Annotated in this window: 18 protein-coding genes; 9 read left to right on the top strand and 9 right to left on the bottom strand. The window is 72.1% G+C overall.

Annotated elements, in window-relative coordinates; all coding sequences use genetic code 11:
- Positions 1 to 336 precede the first annotated feature (336 nt).
- Positions 337 to 1,764, bottom strand: coding sequence for a helix-turn-helix transcriptional regulator (locus ABZS54_RS00405; RefSeq protein WP_355528868.1), 1,428 nt, complete (start codon positions 1,762 to 1,764; stop codon positions 337 to 339).
- Positions 1,765 to 2,038: 274 nt separating this feature from the next.
- On the opposite strand from ABZS54_RS00405, the gene ABZS54_RS00400 reads away from it, so the two are divergent.
- Complete coding sequence (locus ABZS54_RS00400) at positions 2,039 to 2,296, top strand: SCO5918 family protein (RefSeq protein WP_355528865.1); 258 nt, start codon at positions 2,039 to 2,041, stop codon at positions 2,294 to 2,296.
- Positions 2,297 to 2,503: 207 nt separating this feature from the next.
- Here the strand turns inward: ABZS54_RS00400 and ABZS54_RS00395 are convergent, their stop codons facing one another.
- Positions 2,504 to 2,998 (bottom strand): helix-turn-helix domain-containing protein, encoded by a 495-nt coding sequence (locus ABZS54_RS00395; protein WP_355528862.1) that lies wholly within the window; start codon positions 2,996 to 2,998, stop codon positions 2,504 to 2,506.
- 112 nt (positions 2,999 to 3,110) lie between these two features.
- Between ABZS54_RS00395 and ABZS54_RS00390 the strand changes: the two genes are divergently transcribed.
- Positions 3,111 to 4,637, top strand: a complete 1,527-nt coding sequence (locus ABZS54_RS00390; protein WP_355528859.1) for a DHA2 family efflux MFS transporter permease subunit — start codon at positions 3,111 to 3,113, stop codon at positions 4,635 to 4,637.
- A gap of 224 nt (positions 4,638 to 4,861) precedes the next feature.
- On the opposite strand, the gene ABZS54_RS00385 is transcribed toward ABZS54_RS00390, so the two are convergent.
- The 3 genes from ABZS54_RS00385 to ABZS54_RS00375 form a co-directional block, all read right to left on the bottom strand.
- On the bottom strand, positions 4,862 to 5,458 hold the full coding sequence (locus ABZS54_RS00385) for an HhH-GPD-type base excision DNA repair protein (RefSeq protein ID WP_355528856.1): 597 nt from the start codon (positions 5,456 to 5,458) through the stop codon (positions 4,862 to 4,864).
- 111 nt (positions 5,459 to 5,569) lie between these two features.
- A complete protein-coding gene (locus ABZS54_RS00380; RefSeq protein WP_355528853.1) occupies positions 5,570 to 6,253 on the bottom strand; it encodes a response regulator transcription factor in 684 nt (227 codons plus the stop codon).
- Entirely contained in the window at positions 6,250 to 7,470 is a 1,221-nt protein-coding gene (locus ABZS54_RS00375; protein ID WP_355528850.1) for a sensor histidine kinase, read from the bottom strand. Before ABZS54_RS00375 ends, ABZS54_RS00380 begins: the two co-directional genes overlap by 4 nt.
- A 165-nt stretch (positions 7,471 to 7,635) precedes the next feature.
- Here ABZS54_RS00375 and ABZS54_RS00370 point away from each other — a divergent pair, with 165 nt between their 5' ends.
- From ABZS54_RS00370 to ABZS54_RS00360, 3 genes are read left to right on the top strand one after another with little or no spacing between them, the layout of a single operon-like run.
- Positions 7,636 to 8,565 (top strand): ATP-binding cassette domain-containing protein, encoded by a 930-nt coding sequence (locus ABZS54_RS00370; RefSeq protein ID WP_355528847.1) that lies wholly within the window; start codon positions 7,636 to 7,638, stop codon positions 8,563 to 8,565.
- Positions 8,562 to 10,052, top strand: coding sequence for an ABC transporter permease subunit (locus ABZS54_RS00365; protein WP_355528844.1), 1,491 nt, complete (start codon positions 8,562 to 8,564; stop codon positions 10,050 to 10,052). Before ABZS54_RS00370 ends, ABZS54_RS00365 begins: the two co-directional genes overlap by 4 nt.
- A complete protein-coding gene (locus tag ABZS54_RS00360; protein ID WP_355528841.1) occupies positions 10,025 to 10,837 on the top strand; it encodes an ABC transporter permease in 813 nt (270 codons plus the stop codon). Before ABZS54_RS00365 ends, ABZS54_RS00360 begins: the two co-directional genes overlap by 28 nt.
- 465 nt (positions 10,838 to 11,302) lie before the next feature.
- On the opposite strand, the gene ABZS54_RS00355 is transcribed toward ABZS54_RS00360, so the two are convergent.
- Positions 11,303 to 12,985 carry an AMP-binding protein gene (locus ABZS54_RS00355; protein WP_355528838.1) on the bottom strand — a complete coding sequence of 561 codons (1,683 nt, stop codon included), beginning with the start codon at positions 12,983 to 12,985 and terminating at the stop codon, positions 11,303 to 11,305.
- 250 nt (positions 12,986 to 13,235) lie between these two features.
- Here ABZS54_RS00355 and ABZS54_RS00350 point away from each other — a divergent pair, with 250 nt between their 5' ends.
- From ABZS54_RS00350 to mtnC, 3 genes are all read left to right on the top strand, one after another.
- Positions 13,236 to 14,099 carry a helix-turn-helix transcriptional regulator gene (locus ABZS54_RS00350; protein WP_355528835.1) on the top strand — a complete coding sequence of 288 codons (864 nt, stop codon included), beginning with the start codon at positions 13,236 to 13,238 and terminating at the stop codon, positions 14,097 to 14,099.
- 353 nt (positions 14,100 to 14,452) lie between these two features.
- On the top strand, positions 14,453 to 15,034 hold the full coding sequence (locus tag ABZS54_RS00345) for a cupin (RefSeq protein WP_355528832.1): 582 nt from the start codon (positions 14,453 to 14,455) through the stop codon (positions 15,032 to 15,034).
- Complete coding sequence (gene mtnC, locus ABZS54_RS00340) at positions 15,031 to 15,780, top strand: acireductone synthase (protein WP_355528829.1); 750 nt, start codon at positions 15,031 to 15,033, stop codon at positions 15,778 to 15,780. Before ABZS54_RS00345 ends, mtnC begins: the two co-directional genes overlap by 4 nt.
- A gap of 136 nt (positions 15,781 to 15,916) precedes the next feature.
- On the opposite strand, the gene ABZS54_RS00335 is transcribed toward mtnC, so the two are convergent.
- Both ABZS54_RS00335 and ABZS54_RS00330 read right to left on the bottom strand, forming a co-directional pair.
- A complete protein-coding gene (locus tag ABZS54_RS00335; RefSeq protein WP_355528981.1) occupies positions 15,917 to 16,711 on the bottom strand; it encodes a ferredoxin reductase in 795 nt (264 codons plus the stop codon).
- A 7-nt stretch (positions 16,712 to 16,718) separates the two neighbouring features.
- Positions 16,719 to 17,333: a sulfite oxidase-like oxidoreductase gene (locus tag ABZS54_RS00330; RefSeq protein WP_355528826.1), complete on the bottom strand. Its 615-nt coding sequence runs from the start codon at positions 17,331 to 17,333 to the stop codon at positions 16,719 to 16,721.
- A 675-nt stretch (positions 17,334 to 18,008) separates the two neighbouring features.
- On the opposite strand from ABZS54_RS00330, the gene mtnA reads away from it, so the two are divergent.
- Positions 18,009 to 19,004 carry an S-methyl-5-thioribose-1-phosphate isomerase gene (gene mtnA / locus ABZS54_RS00325; protein WP_355528823.1) on the top strand — a complete coding sequence of 332 codons (996 nt, stop codon included), beginning with the start codon at positions 18,009 to 18,011 and terminating at the stop codon, positions 19,002 to 19,004.
- A 173-nt stretch (positions 19,005 to 19,177) separates the two neighbouring features.
- Here mtnA and mtnB read toward each other — a convergent pair whose 3' ends face one another.
- Positions 19,178 to 19,825, bottom strand: coding sequence for a methylthioribulose 1-phosphate dehydratase (gene mtnB, locus ABZS54_RS00320; RefSeq protein ID WP_355528820.1), 648 nt, complete (start codon positions 19,823 to 19,825; stop codon positions 19,178 to 19,180).
- Positions 19,826 to 19,852: the final 27 nt, after the last annotated feature.

Below are 19,852 nucleotides of genomic sequence, written 5' to 3'. Positions count from 1 at the left end.
TGGCCAGGACGGTCCCGGCCGTGGTCGTTCTGCGATTCATCGAGGCTCCTTGGGCGGAAGGCAGGCCTCGACCACGACGCCGGCGTGCGCCGCGTACGCCTTGTGAGCGACGCGGGCGACCGTGCAGGCCGGGTTCGTGCCCGAGCGAGCGAAACACTCACACGGGGGTGGGGACTTGGTGAAGTGATCGGCAACGGCCGGCAAATTCTGGCAAACGCCGAGCAGATCCCGGGAGTCGCAGGAGTGCCGGGTCAACCGATCGGGCGGCCGTTCGCTGGTTTTCGGTGCCCGCTCCGGGATTGTCCGACGACCCCGGGAGCCGCACCGATCCGCCTCTCAGTGACCGGGCATCTGCTCCAACAGGTCGCGGACCTCGGGCAGATCGCTCCAATGCCGACTCAGACGTCGGCGCAGGCTCAGTAGTTCCCGATTGGTGGTGGCCGTGCCCAGGCCCGCCGCCTCGTGCACCACCGGCGCGGCGGCGAGCACCGCCGCGTCCGGTTGGCCGGCGCACGCGAGCGCGTCCGCCAGGCGCACGGTGAGCAACACCCGCGCCGGTCGCATCGACACCGGCAGCAGGTCGAGCGCTGCCTGCACCGACCGGACCGCCGAGCGCGCCGAGGGGAGGTCGCCGGTGCGCGCGGCCAGGTCGCGCAATGCGCCGCCGATGGTGGCCTCCATCCGCAGGCGGCCGGCCAAGCCGGTCAACCACGGCGCCTCGTCCCGGTCGCGTTCGTCGAAGCGATTCACGTGTCGGTGTGCGGTGGTGATGCGCCGGCGGCACTCGGCGATGTCGCCGTCGAGCGCGTGGCCGCGCGCCTGGTACAGCTGGGCCAGCGTGGTGATCCAGGCCCGATCGGGATCCACCGCCTCCAGCGCGCGGGCGTAGGCCAGCGCCGCCGCCGCGTCGCCGTCCAGCCGGGCCAGCGAGCACACGTCGCCGAGCAACGACGCGCGGGCGCCCGCGCTCTCGCACACGTCGGCCCAGTTGAGCCCACGGTCGTACCAGGCCATGCCGATCACGCTCTGCCCCTGCTGCATCCGGAACCGACCGGCCAACTGGGCGTAGTCGGCGGCCAAGCGCAACTGCGCGTGCGGCGAACGGCCGTGCGCGTTGAGCGATTCGGCCCAACTGACGATCCGGCGGAGCACGTACTCGACCGAGCCGACCAGCCCGGTGGTGGCGCCGCCGTGCAGACCGGCCTGGGTGTAGCCGCCGAGCAGGGCCGTGAGCACGTGTACGACGTCGGGATCGACGCCGGCGGGGTTGTTCCCGTCGATGCCGCCCAGGATGGTGAGCGCGTCGGCGTACGGCGGCACCTCGCACTCGTGGCAGCCGTCCTTGCCGTGCAGCGGGCAGGGCAGCCCGTGGTAGGGCAGCCGATCGGGCCAGAACCGGTCGGCCAGCGGCGCCAGGCCGGCGGGCGCCTCGCCGCCGGGGATCACCGAGAAGTGGGTGCGGTGCAGGGCGGGTGGCGGGATCGATCGGCTCGTCAACAGCGCGGACAGGTCCCCGCCGGTGTCCAGGAGATCGTCGAGTCGGCGTGGTAGGCCGGCGGGCGGCTCGCGCAGGCCGGCCTCCAGCTTGCTGATCAGGCTGTGGTGGTAGCCGACGCGTAGTCCGAGCTGCTGCTGCGTCATTCCCGCCAGGCGGCGCCGGGTCCGCAGTGTGCGGCCGAACTCCGCCCACAACGGTGTCGACGCGACCTTTAGCGGTGGGGACGCGACCTTTGTGGTGACGGGCGCGTTCGGGAGCCTGTTCACGTTCGTCCTCCCCGAGGTAACTCCGGATGGTCGACGGTTGGTCACTGCCCGGAGCAGGGTGACAGACGACGGTAGGGGTTGTCTGCGGTGGAACGAGTCATTCCGCTTTTGCCGGATGGGTGTACGAGGCTGGAACCCGACCCGACACGATGTGACATATCACCCCGTATTACCCGGCCGGCCCTCGGACGGCGGTCGTGGACTGTGCTTGCGGCCGGGACTGCGCAAGACTTGCCACACCGGTAGCACTCACCCCTTCCTTTGCTGAGGCAATATGCGCTGCACGATCGCTGGCCAGTCCTTCCACCTGCAGATGAACGAGGTGGAGCGTGCGATGAGCGGGGTCAAGCCCGACCCGATCACCGGCGAATCGGTCCGTATCGGGCGCCGTACCTATCCGGTCAAGCAGGTGGGATCGGTGATCACGGGACAACTTCCGCGTGATTTCAGCGCGGCGGAGGTCTCGCGGGCGCTGACGAAGCTCGGGTTCACCGTTTTGCCGGCGGCGCCGCCGGCTCCGCCGGAGCTCTGACCTTCGGGTATTCGGCTTGAATGCCGGCCGGGCTGTGATCGCTCGGCCGGCGCTTGCCGGCGTCGGCTTCTCGGGTGTGGGGCGGCTTGTGGTCCGCCGGCTTTCGGGTGCCGGGCATCACTTCGGCCGGCGGGCGTCGCTCGGGTGCCGGGCACCGCTTCGGCCGTCGCTCGGGTGCGGGTGCTGCTTCGGGTGCCGGGTGTCGCTTCAGGCGCTGGGCGTGGCTCGGCGGGGCAGGCCGTCGAGGAGGCTGCCCCGGGCGCCGGGGCCGGCCGAGGCGCGCAGGTCGTGCGAGGTCAGCGGTTCCCCGCAGTGTGAGCAGACGTGTACGGCCGTGGAGGGTTGGCCGCAGTTGGCGTGCGTGACGATCAGCGGCGGCCCGTCCGGCGCGGCCCACTGGTCGCCCCACTGACGCATCGCGTTGAGGACCGGCCACAGCGTGCGGCCTTTGTCGGTCAGTCGGTAGTCGTAGCGTGCCGGCTTGTCCTGGTACGCCTCGCGGACCAGGACGCCGTGTTCGATCAGGTGTTCCAGCCGCTGGGTGAGCACGTTGCGGGAGATGCCCAGCCGCTCGTGGAAGTCGTCGAAGCGGGTCACGCCCAAGAAGGCGTCCCGCACGATCAGCATCGTCCACCACTCTCCGGCCACCTCCAGGAACTGGGCGACCGAGCAGGGCATCTCCTGGAAACTCTTCCGACGCATGGCGTCATCCTAACGGGTGAGTCCTTTCATGGAACTCAGTAAGTTGCATTATAGAACTTACGAGCCCTACTTTGAGTTTCGTCACAGAACTCGACCGAGAGGCCGCGCCGTCATGGCCAGCACCGATCCGGATCACCCGCCACGCGCGCTCGCCGCAGTCCTGGTCTGCGCGGGCGTCGTGCTCGTCAATCTCGACCTGTTCATCGTCAACGTGGCGATGCCGTCGCTGGCCGAGACCTGGTCCGACGCCTCGCTCGCCGACCTGTCCTGGGTGCTCAACGCCTACACCGTGGTATTCGCCGCGCTCCTGGTACCGGCCGGCCGCCTGTCCGACCGGATCGGCCACCGGCGTGCGTTTCTGGCCGGAATCGCGGTGTTCACCGTGGCTTCCGCGCTGTGCGCCGCGTCGCCCACGCTCGCGGTGCTGGTGATCGCCCGCCTCGCCCAGGCGGTCGGCGCCGCGCTGCTGATGCCCGCGTCGCTCGGCCTGCTGCTCACCTCCTATCCGGCCGAGCGGCGCGGCGCGGTGATCCGTGCGTGGGCCGCGATCGGCGGACTCGCCGCAGCCCTCGGTCCGATCCTGGGCGGGCTGCTGCTCGAACCCGGTTGGCGCTGGGTCTTCCTGGTCAACCTGCCGATCGGCGTGTTCACGCTGGTACTCGGCGCGCGTCGGCTGCCCGACCCGGCGCCCACCGACCGGGGGCCGCTGCCCGACCTGCTCGGCGCCGCATTGTTGACCGTGGCGATCGGCGCGCTGTCGCTGGGTGTGGTGCGCGCGCCGGACTGGGGCTGGTCGTCCGGTCGTACGGTGGGCGTCTGGGTGCTCACCCTGATGTTCGTGGCCGGCTTCCTGCTGCGCAACGGGCGCCATCCGCGCCCGGTGGTCGAGGGCGCACTGGTGCGCAACCGCACCTATGCGGTCTCGGGCATCGCCAACATCCTGTTCGGGATCGCGTTCGCCGGGATGCTGATCTCCGGCACGATGTGGATGCAGACCGTGTGGGGCTGGAGCGCGCTGCGCACCGGGCTGGGCACCGTGCCCGGACCGCTGTGCGTGCCGTTCGTGAGCATTGTGGCCGGCCGCTACGTGGCCCGCTTCGGACCCGGACCGTTGGTCGTGGTCGGCGGACTCTCGTTCAGCGCGGGTCTGGGGTGGTGGATCGCCCGGCTCGAACCGCACGCGCACTACGCGAGCGACCTGCTGCCCGGCTCGATCCTCACCGGGATCGGTGTCGGCCTGATTCTGCCCACGCTGATCGCCACCGCGACCGGCGCACTGACCCCGGACCGGTTCGCCACCGGCTCGGGAGTGATCACCATGCTGCGTCAGGTCGGCGCGGCGCTCGGCGTCGCGGTGTTCGTCGCGGCGGTGGGTGCGCCGGCCACGCTCGACGGGTACGACCGGGCCTGGTACATCCTGGGCGCGGCGACCTTGCTCACCGCGACGGCGGCGCTGTTCTTGCCGCGGCCGGGGCGGGGCGCGGGGGCTGGGGCTTCGGGGACTGCCGGGGCTTCGAGGACCTCCGGGACCGCGGGGACCGCGGGGACTTCCGGGACGCCGGCGGCTTTGGGAGCCTCGGTGGCCTCGGCGGCGGATTCGACGGTGGCCGGGGCGGCCGGGGCGATGCCGGGTTCGTGATCGGTGGTGGGGCGAGGGCTCGCGGCCGGTGCGTCACGGTCCGGGGGCCGGGGGCCGGGGGCCGCAGGCCAGGGCCGGGGCTCAGGGCCGGGCCCGGGTTGGTGTCGGGTGTGGGACTGACAGTGGTGGCGGGCTTTGGCTGCGGCCGACGGCTGCGTGCGTGGCCTCCCGGACGGTGTCGTGGTCGGGAGGCGGTGGAGGGCCCGGCCACGGCATCGGGTCGGTCAGGAGTTTTTCGCCGCCTCGGCGGCCTTGGCCGCGCGCTTGGCCTCCTGCTTGTACGCGCGAACCTTGGCCAACGACTCGGGGCCGGTGATGTCGGCCACCGACCGATACGAGCCGACCTCGCCGTAGCCGCCGGCCGCCTCGCGCCAACCCTTCGGGGTCACGCCGTACTGCTTGCCGAGCAGGGCCAGGAAGATCTGTGCCTTCTGCTTCCCGAAGCCAGGCAACTCCTGGAGACGCTTGAGCAACTCCGTGCCGGTCGCCGCGTCGGCCCACACCGCGCCCGCCTCGCCGTCGTAGTGCTCGACCAGGTATCGGCACAACTGCTGCACGCGGTTGGCCATCGACCCGGGATAACGGTGCACGGCAGGCTTGCCGGACAGGAGTTCGGCGAATCCGTCCGGGTCGTACTCGGCGATCTCGTGCGCGTCCAGGTCGGTGCGGCCCAGGCGTTGGGAGATCGTGTATGGGCCGGCGAAGGCCCATTCCATCGGGATCTGCTGATCCAGGAGCATGCCGACCAGCGCCGCCAACGCACTGCGTCCGAGCAATTCGTCCGCCTCGGCCTGCTGGGCGAGGTGCACTGTCGTATTCATCCTTCGATGATCTCCCGGCGGGCGCCGGACACGCACTCGGACTCGCCGACGCCGCCCCGAGCCGGGTTCGCGCGGGTGCGGCGGGCCGCGAGCGCCGCGGGGCCGGTGGGTTCAGCGGCTGCCGGTGCGCGGTACGACCAGGCCCGATTCGTACGCGATGACCACCGCCTGGACCCGGTCGCGCAGGCCCAGTCGGCGCAACACCCGGCTCACGTGCGACTTGACCGTCTCCTCGCCGACCACCAGGCGCGCGGCGATCTCGGCGTTCGACAGGCCCTCGGCGACCAGGCGCAGCACGTCGACCTCCCGGGGGGTGAGGTCCGCCAGACCGGCCGGGGCCGGGCGCGGTCGCAGACGGGTGAACTCGCCGATCAGCCGGCGGGTGACGCTCGGCGCGAGGAGCGCCTCGCCGGCGGCCACCACGCGCACCGCGTCGAAGAGGCGTTCGGCGGTCACGTCCTTGATCAGGAACCCGCCGGCACCCGCGACCAGCGCGTCGTAGACGTGCTCGTCGAGGTCGAACGTGGTCAACATGAGGATTCGGGGCGGCTCGCCGTCGGTGCCGCCGGTGCGGATGAGCCGGGTCGCCTCGATGCCGTCCATGACCGGCATCCGCACGTCCATCACCACGATGTCGGGCCGCTGCTCGCGGCAGCGCACGATCGCCTCCGCACCGTCCGCGGCGGTGCCGACCACGACGAAGTCCGGTTGGGTGTCCAGGAGTGCGGCGAAACCGGCCCGGACCACCTCCTGGTCGTCGGCCACCACGATCCGCAACGTCGCCTGCCCGCTCACCCCGTGCTCCCGGTGCCGGTGAGCCCACCGGCGCCCGGTATGCCGCCGGTGGCCGCCGGCCCACCGATGCCCGTCGGTCGGGGGGCCGGGAGCGTGGCCTCGACCAGGAAGCCGCCCATCGGAGTCGCCCCGGCGCACACCTCGCCGCCCACGCTCGCGGCGCGCTCGCGCATGCCCGGCAGGCCGTGCCCGCCCGAGCCGGCGCCGGTGCGCGGGCCCGGCCCGTTGTCGCGCACGCGGACCAGCAACAGGTCTTCGTCGGAGTAGTCGAGCAGCACGTCCACTGCGGCTCCGGGTGCGTGGCGGCGAGCGTTGGTCAACGACTCCTGGACGATGCGATAGGCCGCGAGCTCGACGCCCGGATCGAGCACGGCGATCCGCCCGTGCACGATCAGCCGCATGCCCGCGCCGGCGAAGTCCCTGGACTCGTCGATCAGATCGAGCAGTTGCTGGAGGCCGGGTTGTGGCCGGCGGGTCGGCTCGGCGCCGGCGTCCTCGCGCAGCACCCCGAGCAGGCGGCGCATCTCGGTCAGCGCGGTGCGGGCCGTGTCGCCGATCGCGAGCAGCCGTTCGGCGCCCTCCTTCGGCATCCCCGCAGTGGTCAGGCGGGCGGTCTCGGCCTGCACCGAGATCATCGAGATGTGGTGTGCGACCACGTCGTGCAACTCCCGGGCGATCCTGGCCCGTTCGCCGCGTGCGGTGAATTCGAGCAGGGTGCTCTCGATCGCGTGCCGGGAGGCGTCCCGCTCGGCGGTACGGGTGCGGGCGCCGCGCACCCGTATCCGCACCAGCGCAGCCCACGCGGCGAGCGTCGCGATCGACGCGGCGACGGGGACACCCTGGTAGAGCACGCCGGTGGGCACCGCCGCCGCGGTCACCGTCAGCGCGACCGTCGCCGGCCGGCGCGGCGCGAACACCAACGGCACCGTCGCGCACAGACCCAGGATCAGTGCGATCGACAACGTGCCCGCCGCCTGGCCGGAGCGCGGTGCGGTGCGGACCACCGTCTCCGGCAGCGAGAACAGGGCGAGCGCCACCCCCGCGCCGAAGGAGAACAACAGGGTTTCTCGGCGCCACGGTTGCGCGCGCCACGGCTGTGTTCGCCAGGGTTGTGTTCGCCAGGGTTGTGCGCGCCCCGCTCGGGTGCGCCACAGCGACTCGCCGCGCCACCGATCGAGGTCGGGGACGCGGCCCGGGATCGGATCGCTGTGCTTCATGGCGCCATTGTCTCGGTCGGGCCCCGCGGCCGGCTTCCCCCGGGCCGGGGAATCCGTCTCCCCCGCATCGGGGAGACCGTCCCAGGGCTTCCCCCCACGCGGGGAGGCCAAGTTGGCTCGCCCGCGTGATGCCCCGGGGCCGGCCGAATTCATAGCCTCGTGGACATGGAAGCAACCATCGAAGTGCGCGGCCTGCGCAAGCGCTACGGTCCGCATACCGCCGTCGACGGGCTGTCGTTCACCGTCGAGCCGGGCCAGGTCACCGGCTTCGTCGGACCCAACGGCGCCGGCAAGTCCACGACCATGCGGATCATCCTCGGCTTGGATCGCCCCGACGACGGCTCCGCGCTCGTCGGCGGCCGGCAGTACCACACGCTGCGCACACCGCTGCGCGAACTGGGCTCGCTGCTGGACGCGGCGGCGCTGCATCCGGCCCGCCCGGCCCGCGACCACCTGTTGTGGATGGCGCACTCCAACGGCCTGCCCGCGCGCCGGGTGGACGACGTGCTGGAGACCGTGGGCCTGACGTCGGCGGCGCGCCGGCCCGCGGGCGGCTTCTCGCTCGGCATGCGGCAGCGGCTGGGCATCGCCGGCGCACTGCTCGGCGACCCGCCGATGCTGATGCTCGACGAACCGGTCAACGGCCTCGATCCCGAGGGGGTGATGTGGATCCGGGGGCTGCTGCGCTCACTGGCCGCGGAGGGTCGCGCGGTGCTGGTGTCCAGCCACCTGATGAGCGAACTGGAGGACAGCGCCGACCACCTCGTGGTGATCGGTCGCGGTCGACTGATCGCCGACACGAGTATCGGCGAGCTGCTCGCGGTCGCCTCCGGCGGGCGGATCGTGCTGCGTACCGCGCAGCGCCGCGAGGCGATGACCGTGCTGACCGGGGTCGGCGCGACGGTTGCCGCGACCGAGCGCGACGCGCTGACCGTCACCGGTTTGTCGGCCGAGCGGATCATCGGGCTGCTCACCGAGCACGGCGTGCCGTTCTCCGGGATCGCCGAGCACCGTGCCTCGCTGGAGGAGGCATACATGGAACTCACCCGGGACGCGGTCGACTTCCGCGCCGCCGAGGTCGAGGAGCGAGCATGAGCGCCCCCACGATCACGCCGTACCGCAGCCCGCTGACCGGCGGGCGGGACACGTTCGGTCGACTGCTGCTCGCCGAGTGGACCAAGCTCAGATCGGTCCGCCGATGGCTGCTCACGCTGATCTCGGCGGCCGTGCTGACCGTGCTGGTCGGCCTGCTGATCGCGGGCGGCTCCGGCGGCACCCGGGAGGTGGCGGGCGGCGGTACGGGCGGCAAGGTCAAGCTCGCCGAGCACTTCGTGGACGGCGGGCAATTCGTCGAGCGCGAGTTGACGGGCGACGGCGAGCTGGTCGCCCGGGTGAACACGCAGGAGCGCAGCGCCGGTCTGGCCAAGGCGGGCCTGATGATCCGGGCGAGCGACGCGCCCGGCGCGGCGTACGCGGCCGTGGTGGTCACCCCCGACCACGGGGTCCGGCTGCAAAGTGGATACGACCGCGACCAGGCGGGTGGCGGAGGACCCGCGCCGCGCTGGCTCAAGCTGGTCCGGGCCGGTCACACGATCACCGCGTACGAGTCGAGTGACGGCACCGCGTGGCGCCGGGTCGGCCGGGTCGATCCGGGCAAGCTCCCGCCGACCGCCCGGATCGGGTTGTACGTCGGCTCGCCGGACGCCGTCGAGGTCGAGCGGCAGTTCGGCAACGAGGGCATCTCCGGGCAGAACACCACCGGCAAGGCCACCTTCGACCACGTGAGCCTGACCCCCGCGCAGCCGCAACAGCCGGCCGGGACCTGGCACAAGCGGGTCGGACCGGACGGCTCGACCGGCCCTTCGGGCCCCGCGCTCGATCGCCCCGGCGCCGGCCCACCGCCGGGCTTCACCGAGGCCGGCGGCACGTTCACGGTGATCGGCATCGGCGACATCGGCCCGGACCGGTTCGGCGAGGACGGCACCCAGACGATGCTCGGCGGCGTGCTGATCGGCCTGATCGCAGTGGTGGCACTCGGCGTGTTGTCGATCACCGCCGAATTCCACCGGGACACGATTCGCACCACGTTCGCGGCCGTGCCCCGTCGCGGCCGGGTGCTCGCCGCCAAGGCGATCGTGATCGGCGCGGCCACATTCGTCGCCGGACTGGTCGGCACCTTCGGCGCGTTCCTGGTCACCGGCCCGGTGGAACGCTCGAAGAACCGCATACCGGCCGGGCTCTCCGACCCCAACGTGCTGCGCGCGCTGATCGGCACGGCCGCGCTGCTCGCGGTGGTCGCGATGTTCGCGCTGGCGATCGGTGCGATCCTGCGCCGAGCCGCCCCCGCGATCGCCATCGTGCTCGCGCTGCTGCTGATCCCGCGCATCGTCGGCGGCGGTCTGTCGGTGTCCACCGCGACCTGGCTGGAACGGCTCACCCCCGCGGCCGGGTTCGCCATCCAGCGCACGTTCGACCGCTACGACAGCACGATCGGGCCATGGACCGGGCTCGGCGTGATGTGCGGCTACGCCGCGGTGGCCCTGGTCGTCGCCGGATGGCTGCTGCACCGGCGGGACACATGAAGAACGCCGCGCACGCCGAATGGACCAAACTGCGCACGGTGCGCTCGACCGGATGGCTGCTGCTCGGCCTGATCGTGGCCACCGTGCTGGTCGGCGCGCTGACCACCGCGACCATGCACACCGCACACTGCCCGACGCCGGCCGGCTGCCTCGAGGACACCACCAAGGACAGCCTCACCGGCGTCCGGGTCGGCCAGATCGCGGTCGTCCTGCTCGCGGTGTCGGTGATCGGCAACGAATACGGCACCGGGATGATCCAGACATCGCTGACCGCGTTCCCACGCCGACTCACGCTGCTCACCGGCAAGGCACTACTGCTGGTGACGTTGGTCGCGGCCACGAGCACGCTCGCGGTGCTCGGGTCGCTCTGGGCGGGGCGCACGATCCTGGCCGGCAACGGCTTCACCCCCGAGCACGGCTACCCCGCCCTGTCCCCGACCGACGGCCCGACCCTGCGCGCAGCTGCGGGCACCGTCCTCTACCTGGTCCTGATCGCCCTGCTGGCCTTCGGCGTCGCCATCACGGTCCGCGACACGGCCGGCGCCGTCACCGTGCTCCTGACCCTCCTCTACATCCTCCCCCTCCTCGTGCAAACCATCACCGACGCCACCTGGCACGACCGCCTCGAAAAGCTCCCACCCACGACTGCCGGCCTGGCCATGACCTACACCCGCAACCTCGACCAACTCCCCATAGGCCCTTGGCCAGGCATCACCTTGCTCGCGGGATATACGGCGGCGGCCCTCCTCCTCGGCGGCCTGCGCTTCACCCGCCGCGACGCGTGAACAGGCGGCGGCGCCGGGAGCCGGGCCCGTCGGAGCGATCGAGCACGATGCCGTGCGACCGGGTGCCCATAACGGCGATAACGGGCGGGGGCACGATCATCGGGGGCCCGCTACCGCGTGGAGCACGTCCTGGGCAGAGGCGGGTTGGGGGAAGTCTGGGACGCGCTGGATCTCACGCTCGACCGGCGGGTCGCCGTCAAGTTCGTCACCGGCGTCGTGCAGTACCCGGAGGCGGCAGGGCGGTTCGCCCGCGAGGCCCGGACCCTGGCCTCGCTCCACCACGGCGGCATCGTCACCGTCCACGACGCCGGGACGATCGACCACGACGGCCGGCTGTTGCCGTACCTCGGGATACCCCGGTCCATCGCGCGGCGGTCGGCCCGGGATCCGGCCCGGGATCCGAGGCGGCCCGGTTCGGGGCCGGGCCGCGTCGTCTTTCGGAGCGGGCGTCAGTTCCCGGGGTGGTCAGGTGGGTTCCCGGTCGAGCAGTTCGATGGAGCGTTCGCGCATTTCGATTTTGCGGATTTTGCCGGTCACCGTCATCGGGAAGGTTTCGACGAGGTGGACGTAGCGGGGGATTTTGTAGTGGGCGAGGCGGCCTGTGCAGAAGTCGCGGAGATCGGTTGCGGTGAGTTCGGGGGCGCCGGGGCGGAGTTTGATCCAGGCCATCAGTTCCTCGCCATAGCGTTCGTCGGGCACGCCGACGACCTGGACGTCCTCGATGTCCGGGTGGCCGTACAGGAATTCCTCGATCTCGCGCGGATAGACGTTCTCGCCGCCGCGGATCACCATGTCCTTGATCCGGCCGACGATCGAGACGTAGCCGTCCGCGTCCATCGTGGCCAGGTCGCCGGTGTGCATCCAGCCGTCCGTGTCGATCACCTCGGCGGTGCGCTCGGGGTCTCGCCAGTAGCCGAGCATCACCGAGTAGCCCCGGGTGCAGAATTCGCCGGGGGTGCCCTCGGGCACGGTTGCGCCGGTGGTCGGGTCGATCACCTTGATCTCCAGGTGCGGGTGCACTCGGCCGACCGTGCCGACGCGGCGCTCCAGCGAGTCGTCGCGGCGGGTCTGGGTGGACACCGGCGAGGTCTCGGTCATGCCGTAACAGATGGTCACCTCGGTCATGCCCATTCGGTCGATCACCCGCTTCATCACCTCGATCGGGCAGGGTGAGCCCGCCATCACGCCGGTGCGTAGCGTGGAGAGGTCGTACTTGCCCGCCTCGAAGTCGGGCAGCGCGAGTTCGGCGATGAACATGGTCGGGACGCCGTACAGGACGGTGCAGCGTTCCTCGTGCACGGCGCGCAGCGTGGCGGCCGGGTCGAACAGCGCGGCCGGGACGACCATGCACGCGCCGTGGCTGGTCGCGCCGAGGTTGCCCATCACCATGCCGAAGCAGTGGTAGAAGGGCACCGGCAGGCAGACCCGGTCGGCGGCCGTCCAGCCCTGGGTCTCGGCCACCTGGAAGCCGTTGCCCAGGATGTTGCGGTGCGAGAGGGTCGCGCCCTTGGGGAAGCCGGTGGTCCCGGAGGTGTACTGGATGTTGATCGGATCCTCGGGACGCAGCGTGGCTTCGCGGGCGCGCAACCGTTCGACCGAGACCGCGGTGCCCTCGGCGACCAGCGCCGGCCAGTCCTGGGTGCCGATGTGTACGACGCGTTCCAGGTCGGGGCAGGCGGGGCGGACCTCGGCGACCATCGCCGGGTAGTCGCTGGTCTTCACGCGCGACGCGGCGACCAGCAGTCTGGTGCCGGATTGGGTCAGCGCGTACTCGATCTCGTGCACCCGGTAGGCCGGGTTGAGGTTGACCAGGATCGCGCCGACCCGGGCGGAGGCGTACTGGACGAGGGTCCACTCGGCGCAGTTGGGCGACCAGATGCCGACCCGGTCGCCCGCCTCGATGCCGATGCCGATCAGGGCGCGGGCGAGGTCGTCGACGGCGGCGTCGAACTCGGCGTACGTCCAGCGCCGGCCGCTCGCGCACTCGACGAGGGCGTCGTGGTCGGGGTGGGTGGCGGCGATTCGGGCCAGGTTGGCGCCGATGGTCTCGTGCGGGAGCGGCGGCGTGCGTTCGCCCTGGCGGGTGGCGAGGCGATTCGGGGCCGGGGCGTCCGAGGGCTGCGGGGACGGGGGCGTGGAAGCGGTCATCGCGGGTCACCTGCCTGGTCGGGATGTGGGGGGTGCCGAGGGCGCGAGGGGGCGGTGCTGCGTTGCTGTCGCGACGGTAGGTGGGCGTGGACGGGGGCGGCGAGTGGTGTACCCCCGAATGGGGGTGATGCGATGCGGGGCCCGGCAGTACGTTGCCCTTGCGCCGGGGGCGTGGGGCTCGTGGCGGGTGGAGGCGAGCCGAACCCGGGTCGGTCCCGGGCCGGACACAGGCCGGACGTACGGAGGAAGCATGAGCGGGTACGCGGGCTCGGTCGGCGATCCGGTGGGTCGGGCGGTCGAGCGGTTTCGGGCGCGGACCGGGGTGGACGTCGCGTTCGCCGGTCCGTGTCCCGATGCGGGGGATCGGCTGGTGATCTCGTATCTGAGCGGGACCTCGACGCGCGTGCTCGCGGGGCTCACGGTGGTGGCCGGGACCGGGGTCGGCGGCAAGGCGATCACCACGCGGCGGCCGGTTCGGGTGGTGGACTATGTCGCGGCGTCGGCGATCAGCCACGAGTACGACCGCGCGGTCACCACGGAGGGGGTGCGTGCGGTGTTCGCGGTGCCGGTGCCGTTGCCGGCGGGGCGCGGGGTGGCGGCGGTGCTGTACGGGGCGCTGCGGCGGCCGTCCGACTTCGGCGACGGGATCCTGACGTCGGCCTGCGACGCCGCGCGGGACGCCGGGCGCGAGATCGAGGTTGCCCGCGAGGTCGAGCAACGTATGGCGCAGGCGGCGGAGTTGCCGGGGTGGGCGGCGTTGGAGATCCGGCTGGCGTACGCCGATTTGCTGGCGCTGGCCGGGGCTGCGACGGATCCCGGGCTGGGGGAGCGGTTGCGGGAGGTGTGCGGGCGGTTGGCGCGGACGGCCGGCGCGGGGGCCTCCGGCGGGCCTGCGGATGAGGTTCGCGGGGCGCGTGGGGTGCGGTTGACGCCTCGGGAGACGGATGTGCTGGCGTTGGTTGCGGTGGGGCGGACCAATGTGGAGGTGGGGCAGGCGCTCGGGCTGGGGGTGGAGACGGTCAAGAGTTACCTGCGGGCCGCGATGCGGAAGCTGGGGGCGCACAATCGGGTCGAGGCGGTCGTTGCGGCGCGTGCGGGTGGGCACTTGCCGTAGTCGGCGGGGTTGGGCTGTGGCCCGGTTTGTCCTCAAGCGCCGGACGGGCTGGATGGCTTCGGTGGGCTGTGGGGGGTTGGGTTGCGGTCTGGTTTGTCCTCAAGCGCCGGACGGCTGGATGGCTTCGGTGGGGTGTGGGGGTTGGGTTGCGGTCTGGTTTGTCCTCAAGTGCCGGAGGGGCTGCGGTTCGGCTTGTTGGCGAGCGGCGGGCGGGATGGATGGTTGGGCAGGTTGTGGGTGGGTGTCTCGGGGGGTGGGGCTTGGGAGTGGGTGGGTTGGGGGGAGACGGTAGTTTTGGGGGTGATCCGTCGCCTGGGGTGTCCGCCCCGATTCAGTAGCCGAGGAGGGATGTCATGTCCTTGCTGACTGTTTGGCCCGAGACCGACGCCGCCGAGTTGATTCTGCGTACCTCGGACCCGGTCGAGATCGCCGCCGCGCTGGAGCCGATCGGCGTGCGGTTCGAGCGTTGGACGGCCGACGTCGAGTTGCCGGACGGCGCGACGCAGGACGAGGTGATCGCGGCGTACCGGACCGAGGTGGACCGGATCACCGCCGCCGAGGGCTACATCCAGGTCGACGTGATCCGCCTCCAGCCCTCGGACGACCCGGAGTGGCCGGCCAAGGCCGCCGGCGCGCGGGCCAAGTTCCTCACCGAGCACACCCACGACGACGACGAGGTGCGCTTCTTCGTCGAGGGCGCGGGCATCTTCTACCTGCACATCGCCGGCCGCGTACACGCCGTGCTGTGTGAGGCGGGCGACCTGCTCTCGGTGCCCAAGGGCATCACCCACTGGTTCGACATGGGCATCGAGCCCTCGGTCGCCGCGATCCGCTTCTTCCACGACGAGGACGGTTGGATCGGCGACTTCACCGGCGACCCGATCTCCTCCCGCTTCCCGGACTTCGACGAGATCTGGGCCGGGTACGCGGCGTGAGCGACGGCACCGGCACCGCACCGCTCACGGTCGTCATCGACATCGAGGGCACCACCAGCGCCACCGGCTTCATCACGGAGCAGCTCTACCCGTACTCCCGCGAGCACTTCGCCCGCCTGCTGGACGAACACGGCGACCACCCGGACGTCGTGCGCGCGGCCGACGGCGTACGCGCACTGATCGGCGAGCCGGACGCGGACACCAAGCGGATCGTCGAGGCGCTCAACGGCTGGCTCGACCGGGACGAGAAGGTCACCCCGCTCAAGGCCCTTCAGGGCCTGATCTGGGCCGAGGGCTTCGCGTCCGGCGAACTGACCTCGCACTTCTACCCGGACGCGATCCCGGCGCTGCGCGCGTGGCACGCGGCCGGGCACCGGCTGTACATCTTCTCGTCCGGCTCGGTCGCCGCGCAGCGCGCGTGGTTCGGCAGTTCGCCGGAGGGTTCGTTGTTGCCGCTGTTCTCCGGCCACTTCGACACCGAGAACGCGGGTCCCAAGCGGGTGGCCGACTCGTACCGCACGATCGCGGCGATGATCGGCGAGCCGCGACCCGAGCGCCTGGTCTTCCTCTCCGACCTGGTCGAGGAGTTGGACGCGGCGCGCGAGGCCGGCTGGTGGACGATCGGCGTGCGCCGGCCCGACGCGAACGAGCCGTACTACGACCGAGGTGTGGGTGACCACCCGGAGACGGCGACCTTCGCGCGTCTGGACCTCACCGGCGACCGTGCGATCCTGCGCGCGAGCTGAACCCGAGCGCACAGCGAAAAGCGGCCGGTGGCACGGAAGTTCGTACCACCGGCCACCCGGACGAAAGCCCCCCGACCGCCCGGACGGAAGCCGCCCCCGCAGGTCACCCCGCCGAGCCGCCCCCCGCGCCCCTCCCTCAGCCGAACCGTTCCACCCGGATGCGCGAGGTCGGCACACCCGCCGCGGTGAGCAACCGCCCCGCGTGCTCGGCGAAGCCGGTCGAGCCGCAGACGAACACCTCGTAGCGCTCGTCCGCGAGCACCGCCGCCGCATGCGGCGCGATCGTCTCCGCACCGAGCCGACCCACCGGATGCGGATACCCGCTCGGCGCCGCGCGGCTGTACAGCACGGTGTGCTCCTCGCCCGGCAGCGGAGTCAACTCCCGTGCGTACAACAGATCCTCCGGAGTACGAGCGCAGGCCACCAGGCGCAGCGGCACGGTCGACCCGCGCCTGCGTCGGTGCCGGACCATGGCCATCAGCGGGACCAGCCCGGAACCACCGGCCACCAGCAGCGCCGGCCGGTCGCCGGGCCACGCGAAGAACCCGCCGAGCGGGCCGCGCACCTCCAGGACGTCGCCGACCCGGGCCACGTCGTGTACGAAGCCGGACACCTCGCCGCCCGGCATGCGGTCGACGGTGAACTCGATGTGTCCCTCGTCGTCCGGTGCCGAGCCGACCGAGTAGTGGCGCTGCGCGGTGTACCCGTCGGCGGCGGTCAGCCGCAGCATGTAGTGCTGGCCCGCGACGTGCGCGTGCCACACCGGCAGCGCGAGTCGTACGGTGACCGCGTTGGGCGTCTCGCGGCGCACCTCGACCACGGTCGCCGCCTGCCAGTCCACCTTCCCGCGCAGACTCGGCGCGGCGCGGCCGGGTGCGGCGAAGGCGGGAATCGGCGGCGTGCCGGGCTCGCCCGGCCCGCTCGTCGACATCGTCGTCTCAGTCACCGGAATACCTCTCCTCCGCCCACGGGTCACCACGGTGGTGATAGCCGTTGACCTCCCAGAAGCCCGGTTCGTCGTGGTCGAGCAGGCGCAGGCCCGCGATCCACTTGACGCTCTTCCAGAAGTACAGGTGCGGCACCAGCAGCCGGGCGGGGCCGCCGTGCGCCGGAGTCAGCGGCGCGCCCTCGAAGTCGAACGCGATCCAGGCCCGGCCGCCGGTCAGGTCGGCGAGCGCGAGGTTGGTGGTGTAGCCGGTGTGCGAGTAGGCCACCGCGTGCGTGGCCGTCGACCGCGGGGCCGCCTCGGCCAGGAACGCGTCCAGCGGGACGCCGCCGAAGTCGGTGCTCAGCTTGGACCAGGACGTGACGCAGTGGATCGGCCCGTCGTAGGTCCCGCGAGGCAACTCGTGTGCCTGTTCCCAGTTCCACCCGCGCGGCCGGTCGACCAGTCCGTCGATCCGGAACGACCAGTCGGCCGGCGCGAGTTCGGGAGTGACTTCGGCGGAGAGCACGGGGAAGTCGCGGCGTGCGTCGTACTGACCCGGAGGCAGCCGCGGGTCGCGCTCGGCGGCGGTGTGCCGACCGACGAAGCCGCGCGTGGCGGGACTCATGTCGAGACCTCCCGACTCATGCCGGGACCTCCGACGCGGAGGCCCCCGGGCACGCCCTCCGACAGGGGTGCCGATCTGGTGTGGTTCATCTCAAGATCCCGATCCGGTCGACCGGACGGGTTCGGCAGCGTGGCGGCGAGGGCGGCGGTCGGCGCGATCGATCGGGCTCGGTCGATCAGGCTCGGTCGATCAGTAGGGGCGCCGACAACAGCGGCCGGTGCGGCCGATACAGACGCCGCGGACGCCACGCTTGTCGAGCGGAAGGGGCGGATGGTCACACGCCATGGAGCGGCCGCGATACTCGATACGTACGTCGCAACGCCACGTTTCGGCCACAGCCGGCTCCTTTCCGGTCGCACCAGTCCTAGCCTTGATGTGATGATCACATCCGACTGGTTTCGGGGGAGGTTAGCACCCTCACCTGGCACTTCTCGCGCTTGTTCACAATGCGGACTCATTGTCCACCATATGAACAATGGGTTACCGTCGCGACACGCACCCGTCCCGGATGCCGGGCGGGGTCGGGAGGGCGTTGCCGGGCGCGGCATTGGCATCCGTGGTGCCACCGCGTGCGCTCGCCCCCGCCCGTGGCGCGCGGTCGGGTCGGTGACCTCCCACATTTCGCGGCCGCCGCGCCCCGCCCGGCACCGATCATCCGCCCGGAAAGGAACCCCGATGGCCTCCGAGATACGTTCGCTCGCCTGGCACGGCACCGGCCTGCGCCTGCTCGACCAGACCGCGCTGCCGCGGCGGGTCGGGTACCTCGACATCACCGACGTGGACGCGCTGATCGATGCGATCCGCCGACTCGCGGTGCGCGGCGCGCCGGCCCTGGGCGCGGCCGGCGCGTTCGGCGTCGCGGTGGCCATGCTTCAGGGCGCACGCGAGGGCTGGGACGCGGACCGACTGGCCGGCGAGATCGCCCGGATCCGGGACGCCCGGCCCACCGCGGTCAACCTGGCCGGCGGGGTGGACCGGGTGCTGCCGTTCGCCGCCAAGGGCGTGGAGGCGGTGCTCGCCGAGGCCGAGGCGGTGGTCCGTGAGGACGTCGAGGCCAACCACGCGATCGGCCGGCACGGCGCGGACTGGATCCTGTCCCGGGCCGAGCGCCGCCCGTTGCGCGTGCTGACCCACTGCAACACCGGCTCGCTGGCCACCGCCGGCTGGGGGACCGCGCTCGGCATCGTCCGCGAACTGCACGCGCGCGGCGTGCTGGAGGTTGTCTACGTCGACGAGACGCGCCCGCTGCTCCAGGGCTCGCGGCTGACCGCCTGGGAGTTGGACCAGGAGGGCATCGCGCACCTGGTCCAGCCGGATGGCGCGGCGGCGAGCACGATTTTGCGCGGCCTGGTGGACGTCGCGGTGATCGGCGCGGACCGGATCGCCGCCAACGGCGACACCGCGAACAAGATCGGCTCGGTCGGCGTCGCGCTGGCCTGCGCCGACGCGGGCATCCCGTTCGTGGTCGCGGCGCCGCTGACCACGTTCGACGACGCGACCGCGCACGGCGACGAGATCACCATCGAGGAGCGGCCCGAGTCCGAGGTGCTGGAGGTGGCCGGTGTCCGGGTGGCCCCGGCCGGCTCGCGTGCCTTCAACCCGGCCTTCGACGTCACTCCGGCCCGGTTGATCAGCGCGATCGTCAACGAGACGGGCGTACGCGAGTACTGATCAGCACGCCGGGAGGGGACTGAGTCGGTACCCGGGGAGAGGATCGATCCGGTGCGCGAGGAGAGGACCGGTCCGGTACACCCGAAGCGGGGACGCGGCCCGGCCGCGTCCCCGGCGTGCCGATCGGCCCGGGATGGTGGGCCGACGTCGGCCCGCTCGGGTGTCGGCCGGGATCAGCCCTCGGCGACGCGGTATTCGAGGAGCCATTCGACGACCTCGACGTGATGGCGGGCCCGGAGCGGGTCCGCGCCCCACACGTACATCCCGTGCGAGGCGACCACCACGGCCGGCACCCCGGGGACCAGCGCGGCCTCGAGCCGGTCGCCGAGTTCGGTCATGTCCTGGCTGTTGGCGATCACCGGGATGGTGACCGTCTCGTCGTGGGCGGAGCGGCCGATGCCCTTGAGCATCTCCAGGTCGCGCAACTCGATCCCGGCCGGCCAGCGCCGACCCGCGCGCACCGCCGAGACGGTGTGCACGTGGAAAACCGCGCCCGCGCCGGTCAGCGCAACCACCCGCGCGTGCAGCCCGGCCTCGGCGGACGGCCGGCGCGGCGGCGTGCTCGCCTCCTCGGGGACGGGCACGCCGGCCGCGTCCACGACGACCAGGTCGTCCGCCGCCAACTCGCCCTTGTCCAGGCCCGAAGCGGTGACCGCGAGCCGCATCGGTTCACGCGAGAGCACCACGGACAGGTTCCCGGAGGTGCCGCGCATCCAGCCGAGTCCGGCGAAGCGCGCGGCTTCGCGGGCGAGGGTAGCCCCGGCGGCGTCGCGCACGGAGGCCGGAACCGAGGCGGGGTTACCGGCTTCGGGGGTCGTCATGGGGTCCTCACTGTTCACGGTTCGGTC

It is taken from the genome of Embleya sp. NPDC005575, from assembly GCF_040605455.1.
GTDB lineage: Bacteria > Actinomycetota > Actinomycetes > Streptomycetales > Streptomycetaceae > Embleya.
This window is presented reverse-complemented; position numbering and strand designations above follow the sequence as displayed.

Excerpts from the sequence above, each read along its gene's own strand:
- ABZS54_RS00400 (WP_355528865.1), top strand. The coding sequence starts at position 2,039 with ATGCGCTGCACGATCGCTGGCCAGTCCTTCCACCTGCAGATGAACGAG.
- ABZS54_RS00395 (WP_355528862.1), bottom strand. The coding sequence starts at position 2,998 with ATGCGTCGGAAGAGTTTCCAGGAGATGCCCTGCTCGGTCGCCCAGTTC.
- ABZS54_RS00390 (WP_355528859.1), top strand. The coding sequence starts at position 3,111 with ATGGCCAGCACCGATCCGGATCACCCGCCACGCGCGCTCGCCGCAGTC.
- ABZS54_RS00385 (WP_355528856.1), bottom strand. The coding sequence starts at position 5,458 with ATGAATACGACAGTGCACCTCGCCCAGCAGGCCGAGGCGGACGAATTG.
- ABZS54_RS00375 (WP_355528850.1), bottom strand. The coding sequence starts at position 7,470 with ATGAAGCACAGCGATCCGATCCCGGGCCGCGTCCCCGACCTCGATCGG.
- ABZS54_RS00370 (WP_355528847.1), top strand. The coding sequence starts at position 7,636 with ATGGAAGCAACCATCGAAGTGCGCGGCCTGCGCAAGCGCTACGGTCCG.
- ABZS54_RS00365 (WP_355528844.1), top strand. The coding sequence starts at position 8,562 with ATGAGCGCCCCCACGATCACGCCGTACCGCAGCCCGCTGACCGGCGGG.
- ABZS54_RS00360 (WP_355528841.1), top strand. The coding sequence starts at position 10,025 with ATGGCTGCTGCACCGGCGGGACACATGAAGAACGCCGCGCACGCCGAA.
- ABZS54_RS00355 (WP_355528838.1), bottom strand. The coding sequence starts at position 12,985 with ATGACCGCTTCCACGCCCCCGTCCCCGCAGCCCTCGGACGCCCCGGCC.
- ABZS54_RS00350 (WP_355528835.1), top strand. The coding sequence starts at position 13,236 with ATGAGCGGGTACGCGGGCTCGGTCGGCGATCCGGTGGGTCGGGCGGTC.
- ABZS54_RS00345 (WP_355528832.1), top strand. The coding sequence starts at position 14,453 with ATGTCCTTGCTGACTGTTTGGCCCGAGACCGACGCCGCCGAGTTGATT.
- ABZS54_RS00335 (WP_355528981.1), bottom strand. The coding sequence starts at position 16,711 with ATGTCGACGAGCGGGCCGGGCGAGCCCGGCACGCCGCCGATTCCCGCC.
- ABZS54_RS00330 (WP_355528826.1), bottom strand. The coding sequence starts at position 17,333 with ATGAGTCCCGCCACGCGCGGCTTCGTCGGTCGGCACACCGCCGCCGAG.
- mtnA (WP_355528823.1), top strand. The coding sequence starts at position 18,009 with ATGGCCTCCGAGATACGTTCGCTCGCCTGGCACGGCACCGGCCTGCGC.
- mtnB (WP_355528820.1), bottom strand. The coding sequence starts at position 19,825 with ATGACGACCCCCGAAGCCGGTAACCCCGCCTCGGTTCCGGCCTCCGTG.